At 66.0% G+C, this 5668-nt stretch carries 7 protein-coding genes; 2 read left to right on the top strand and 5 right to left on the bottom strand.

Annotation, left to right across the window (positions count from 1 at the left end; translation table 11 throughout):
* Positions 1 to 9 precede the first annotated feature (9 nt).
* Entirely contained in the window at positions 10 to 159 is a 150-nt protein-coding gene (locus SFU54_RS11730; RefSeq protein WP_413466572.1) for an amphi-Trp domain-containing protein, read from the top strand.
* A 597-nt stretch (positions 160 to 756) separates the two neighbouring features.
* On the opposite strand, the gene SFU54_RS05325 is transcribed toward SFU54_RS11730, so the two are convergent.
* From SFU54_RS05325 to ychF, 5 genes are all read right to left on the bottom strand, one after another.
* The gene (locus SFU54_RS05325; RefSeq protein WP_319015260.1) at positions 757 to 1251 is read right to left on the bottom strand and encodes a hypothetical protein; all 495 of its coding nucleotides are present in this window, start codon (positions 1249 to 1251) and stop codon (positions 757 to 759) included.
* Between the two features lie 59 nt (positions 1252 to 1310).
* Positions 1311 to 1688, bottom strand: a complete 378-nt coding sequence (locus SFU54_RS05330; protein WP_319015261.1) for a hypothetical protein — start codon at positions 1686 to 1688, stop codon at positions 1311 to 1313.
* 42 nt (positions 1689 to 1730) lie between these two features.
* On the bottom strand, positions 1731 to 2021 hold the full coding sequence (locus SFU54_RS05335; protein WP_319015262.1) for a hypothetical protein: 291 nt from the start codon (positions 2019 to 2021) through the stop codon (positions 1731 to 1733).
* Positions 2022 to 2456: 435 nt separating this feature from the next.
* Positions 2457 to 2603: a hypothetical protein gene (locus SFU54_RS05340; protein ID WP_319015263.1), complete on the bottom strand. Its 147-nt coding sequence runs from the start codon at positions 2601 to 2603 to the stop codon at positions 2457 to 2459.
* 242 nt (positions 2604 to 2845) lie between these two features.
* Positions 2846 to 3919, bottom strand: a complete 1074-nt coding sequence (ychF, locus tag SFU54_RS05345; protein ID WP_319015264.1) for a redox-regulated ATPase YchF — start codon at positions 3917 to 3919, stop codon at positions 2846 to 2848.
* Between the two features lie 42 nt (positions 3920 to 3961).
* On the opposite strand from ychF, the gene SFU54_RS05350 reads away from it, so the two are divergent.
* The coding region (locus SFU54_RS05350) for a glycoside hydrolase family 36 protein (protein WP_319015265.1) at positions 3962 to 5668 on the top strand (1707 nt) is incomplete at its 3' end.

Below are 5668 nucleotides of genomic sequence, written 5' to 3' on the forward strand. Positions count from 1 at the left end.
CTCCGCGCGATCGCGGACGAGCTGGCGTCAGGCAACGGCATCCTCATGGAGCGCGACGGCCTGCGGGTCACCGTCACGCTGCCCGAGGAGGTCACCATGGAGGTCGAGGTCGAAATCGAGCACGACGAGCGAGAGTTCGAAGTCACGCTCTCCTGGTAGTCGCGGCGCCAGGTCTGCTCGGGGCATTGGGCCGACTAACGCGCCCAAGCACCTAGTGACTTCGCCGACCGCGACGAAGTAACCTCGAGCGCTCTCATCGAGCTGGCCGGCGGCGGCTCACGACTTGGTCGCGCAAGTACCGCCAGAGCGGCCGCACGGGAATCGGCCCCGCACCGGTCCTCGTCGACGTGTACACGACGCCGCGATCGTCAACGATCGAGACGCGACATCGGACGACGACTGTCCGTCGTGCCGCGCCGTCAGACACCCACAGCTCGACTGAGGCGCCCGACACCCAATCGACGGCCATCTTCCGGGCGACCAGATGCCGTTCGAGGTCTCCGACCACTTGCGCGGCAAGTCGATCTAGGCGTGTCGATGATGGAGTCACGGTGCCATTGGCGAGATCGATTGTGAACTCTCGCTCACCGCTCTCATCGAAAGCTCTGCCGACCTCGCCGATCGGCCATTGGCGATCCCATGGGGTGTCTCGCACTATGTGACCGCTGATCCCGTCAGCGATATCGGCCAGTTGCCGTCGACGCGCCATCGAACGTAGATCCTCCCGCTAGGTCACGACACAAACACCAGAGAGCGTCACATGGCGCCTTTGGCCGCGTAAGGGGTAAAGGTATGGCGCTTTCCCCACCGCTGCCAGCCGGGTGCCGGGATCAAACCCCACAGGCTTTCTCGACCTCGCCGTGACCACAGGTCTCCGCGAGTCGTCGAGACCCGCACGCGCGAGCGCCCGGAGGCGCGGAACTCCGTGGCGCCATCTTCGATGACCCCTCTCACGAGGTCGCCGACTGACGCCATGTGGTCGTCAGAGTAGGTCAGCTCCCACCGGCTGCTGTTTTCCGTGCCCACCTGGATGTCAATCCACTCTGTTGCGACGACCCACACGGGCGCGGCAGTGTCGACAACTGGGGCCAAAGAGAGGACGACGCTGTCGTCTTCCTGCGAGACGGTCACCGTTCCTGCCCGACCCACCCACACCCGCGCTTTGTCGGCGAGAGCCTCGATGAACTCGCGACGGCGATCAACCGGAATCGGCACGAGATCACGAGACAGATGATTGGGAACGTCGTCCATGTACGTGGCCTTTCTGGTTACGCACAGATCCGGATGTCGACAGGATCGCAGCTCAGGAGCTAGTCGACCAACTGGTCAAGTCGTGGAAGCGAGTCTGGCATTTCATCGGTCACCCAGTAGTACTCCATCGCTGTCAAACGACCGTCGCGTAGCCACAGGAAGATCTCGCCGATGTAGTTGGCATCGCTATCGGGCTTGGCCCCGTCGACGCGAACCGAGCAACCCGGCCCAATCTGTCGCCCATCGGAAAGCAAGCGACCAGCAAAGTACTCAGGAGCGTGATCCGGGGTGGCGATATCGAAACTTTGGGACCCTTCGAACCACCAGCCATCGTGCTCAGCAAGTGCTATTTGAGCCAAGAGGAGTCCCGCATCCGGGGCTGCCGATGCAAGCCGCTGAAGCAGCACACGCTCAGCGTCACTGAACGGTCGTGACATCGCGCCTCCCCAGGTGTCCACATTTGCCGGATCTCTCCAACCTCACAAACCACGATCTCGCAAGACGTGATCAGACTCGAGATCGTGGAAGTGCTCGTCGATGAAGGTGCGGAGCTCGCTCGACGGTATCCACTCAATCGCCCACTCGTCGAGTGCCGCGTTCAATTCTTCGTCACCGGGCCAAAAGGAGTCGGTGCACTCGGCGCCCGGCTCGTCCCACGGGACATCATGCACCTCCCAGAACGACGGGGAGAGCAGCACGAGCAAGACTGCTCGGCCGGCAAGGTCGCCGGCCGTAGCGCGGCCTCCTCGAACACTTGAGTCGAGAAGCATCAGACCGTCCGCCCTTCTGCACTACGCGCTAAAGCGGAACTGGACCACTTGATCGTTCATCGTCTCGTGCCTCGACTTGTTCGCGGCCATTTGCGCAGCAACGACCGAATCGACAGGGCCACAGTCACAGAGAGCATGACAATCGCCGTGCCTAACGCCGCGACCGCTGAGCCGAGCGTACCTTCGCCCCATCGACCCCCTAATTCGATCGGAGCGCTCATGTTCCCACCCGACTCGATCCAGAGCGTCGCGAGGATGCTGACCACCACGGTGAGCACGACGGCGAGGACGACTGCACCGGCGAGTTCACCCCACGGTTTCCGGTGCGGTTTGCGCCGAGGTCTACCCACAGACGGACTCCTCGTTTGAAGACGACGTAACTATGGCGGACCTCGACCACGTTGCCGTTCTGGCCTTGCTGATTCGCTGACTCATTCACAACTCCCACGGCTCGACTCGGTCGCGGCCGAAAGCGATGAGTCGATCCAGCCAACCCCGCCGAAAGCCATGGTGAGCGATCGCGAGAATCTTGCCAGTGACAAGCTCGATGTGCTCAGCCTCCGAGCCTGAGAACTGCTCCATCTCGCAAACCTTGAAGCGACCGACGTCAAGGTCAAAAGACCAGTCGTAGGCGGCAACCAATTCAACTGCCGCTCCCCGTCGGTTCGGAGGGCGGAATCGGGCCGTCGTCACGTGCCACTCTGGACCTCCGTCTGCGACGGCGATGGACGTGCGAGGAAACCGTTGTGCGACTCTGCTCACAACCGACTCCACGAGTTGCCGCCCGCGATCGTCCTCGCTGATCGACAAAGCCTCGCCCGCCGCTACACGTTGAAGCGGAACTCGACCACGTCGCCGTCTTGCATGACGTAGTCTTTGCCCTCGATGCGGGCCTTGCCCTTCGCGCGGGCCTCGGCGACCGAGCCACAGGCGACGAGGTCGTCGAAGCCAATGACCTCGGCCTTGATGAACCCGCGCTCGAAGTCGGTGTGGATGACGCCCGCGGCTTGCGGGGCCTTCCAGCCCTTGCCGATGGTCCACGCGCGCGACTCTTTCGGTCCGGCTGTGAGGTAGGTCTGCAGGCCGAGGGTGTCGAAGCCGATGCGAGCCAACTGCGCGAGTCCGCTCTCGCTTTGACCGGTCGAGGCGAGGAGTTCGGCGGCGTCGGCGGGATCCATGCCGATCAGTTCGCTCTCGATCTTGGCGTCGAGGAAGACGGCCTTCGCGGGGGCGACGAGCGCGGCCAGCTCGGCCATGCGGGCGCTGTCGCCGAGCACTCCCTCGTCGACGTTGAAGACATAGATGAACGGCTTCGCGCTCAGGAGGCCGAGTTCGCGGATCGGCGAGGCGTCAAAACCCGCGGAGGAAAGCGTGGTGCCGGCGGAGAGCAGCGCGTGAGCATCCTGCGCCGCCTGCAGCACCGAGGGGTCGGCCTTCTTGCCCTTGACCTCTTTTTCGTAGCGCGGGATCGCCTTCTCGAGCGTCTGCAGGTCGGCGAGCATGAGCTCGGTGTTGATGGTCTCCATGTCGCTGGCCGGGTCGACGGCTCCGGCGACGTGCACGACATCCGAGTCGGTGAAGGCGCGCACGACCTGCGCGATCGCATCCGACTCGCGGATGTTCGCCAAGAACTGATTGCCGAGGCCCTCGCCCTCGCTCGCACCCTTGACGATGCCCGCGATGTCGACGAACGACACGGAGGCGGGGAGGATGCGCTCGCTGCCGAAGATCTCGGCGAGAACCTTCAGGCGCTCGTCGGGCAGCTCGACGACTCCGACGTTGGGCTCGATCGTGGCGAACGGGTAGTTCGCCGCGAGCACGTCGTTTTCGGTGAGCGCGTTGAAGAGGGTGGACTTGCCGACGTTGGGCAGGCCGACGATGCCGATAGTGAGAGCCACGAGCATCTAGTCTAGGCGCGCCGCAAAGGTATGATCTAAAGCATGCCCCACGGCTTTGAGCGCATCGTCGCGCACCCCGAGCGTCTTGCCCACTCCGTCGAGTTGCCCGGCGACACGATCGTCGCCCGGCTGCGGCTCGACGGCTGGCACGACCTGACCGTGCGCGCGCTGCATCCCTTCACGTGGGACGCGAAGTTTCGCGGTTTCCGCATCGACGAGCTCGCCATCAGCCCGGCCCGGCCGCGCACGCTCGTGAGCGGCGCCTACTCGGTCGCCGACGCCGCCGTTCTCAATCACGACGCGGCGCACGGCACGCGCACGCCCTTCGACTTTCCCGAGGGCGAGATGCATGACGGCGTGCTCTACCGCACGGTCGGGCACTCCCCCGAGACGCACGAGCGCTATCACGACGGCGCCGGATGGTGCACGGTCGCCGGCGTCGACACCGACGGTCGGCCCGTCGCTCTCGCTACAGCCCTCGACCGCAGCGAAGCGGTGTTGCTCGACTTGCTTGCCGACGACCACGGACTCTCCGTGCAGACCCGCCTGCCGTGGCAAACCTTCCGGCCCGCCGAGCTTCCGGCGACGGATGCCCTGCCGGGCCTGCTCGTACGCCACGGGCAGGGCGACCACGAGACCGCCGAGGCGTGGCTGCGCGAGTTGATCGCGGCGACGGTGCCGAGCCGCGCATCCGCCGCCCCGCCGCCCCTCATTGCCGACACGTGGGGCTTCGGCACCGACATCGACCCGGAACGTGTGACGGCGTTCTTCGACGTCGCGGCCGACCTCGGCGTCGAGGTCGTGACGGTCGACAAGGGCTGGGAAGACCACGTGGGCGACTGGAACGCGCAATCGGGATACGCGGGCGGAGTCGCGGGCATCGCCGCGCTCGCGCACGACCGCGGCATGCGCCTCGGGCTCTGGGTGGGCGCGGGCAATGCATCGCCCGAGTCAGTGGTCGCAACCGCGCACCCCGATTGGCTCGCCAGCTGGAACGGTCGGAACCAGATGGTCTCGCACCGCAATCACTCGCTGTGCCTCGGGCACGAGCCCGCGCGCGACCACGTGCTCGCGTGCCTCGACCGGCTCGTGCGCGACGGCGTCGACTGGCTGCTGCACGACTTTGAGACGATCAGCCGCTGCGATGCCACGCACCACACGCACGACCCCGGCGCGGGTGAAGCCGCAGGAGTCGCCGGCTGGTACTCGGTGCTCGCGGCCCTGCGCGAGGCGCACCCCGACCTGCTCATCGAGAACTGTTGGAACGGCGGCAAGCCCCTCGACCTCCAGATGATCGCGCACCACGACACGACGATCGGCGACGACTGGTGCCGCTCAGAGCAGAACCGCCTCGCGGCCCTCGGCCTCGGCGTCTACCTGCCGTCGTCATGGACGAGCAAGTACATGGGCGACGAACCGCACCTGCCGTTGCGCGCGCAACTCGCCCCCTACCTCGTCGGCGGCCCGTGGATTCTCATGGGCGACCTGCCGGGCTGGGCTCCGGCACAACTCGCCGAGATGCAACGCGCGATCGCGATCTACCGCGCCTGGCGAACGACGGCGCTGGATGCTCGCGCGGTGCCGCCCGTGCTCTCAGGCTCGGCGGCGGGGGTCACGGGCCTCGCGCTCACGCCCGGGCCGCGCGGCGAGCAGCTCGCCACGTTCGCGGTCTCTGAGGCCGGGGTCGGGCAGCTCGTGCGGTGGCATCCTGTGCTCGACGCGAGCGGCGCGGCCGGGGTCGAGTCGTGG

The sequence above is a fragment of the Microcella sp. genome (assembly GCF_033763155.1).
GTDB lineage: Bacteria > Actinomycetota > Actinomycetes > Actinomycetales > Microbacteriaceae > Microcella.

Bases quoted from the DNA above. Each gene is read 5' to 3' on its own strand.
- SFU54_RS05340 (WP_319015263.1), bottom strand. From the start codon at position 2,603: ATGGAGCAGTTCTCAGGCTCGGAGGCTGAGCACATCGAGCTTGTCACT.
- SFU54_RS05330 (WP_319015261.1), bottom strand. From the start codon at position 1,688: ATGTCACGACCGTTCAGTGACGCTGAGCGTGTGCTGCTTCAGCGGCTT.
- SFU54_RS05335 (WP_319015262.1), bottom strand. From the start codon at position 2,021: ATGCTTCTCGACTCAAGTGTTCGAGGAGGCCGCGCTACGGCCGGCGAC.
- SFU54_RS05325 (WP_319015260.1), bottom strand. From the start codon at position 1,251: ATGGACGACGTTCCCAATCATCTGTCTCGTGATCTCGTGCCGATTCCG.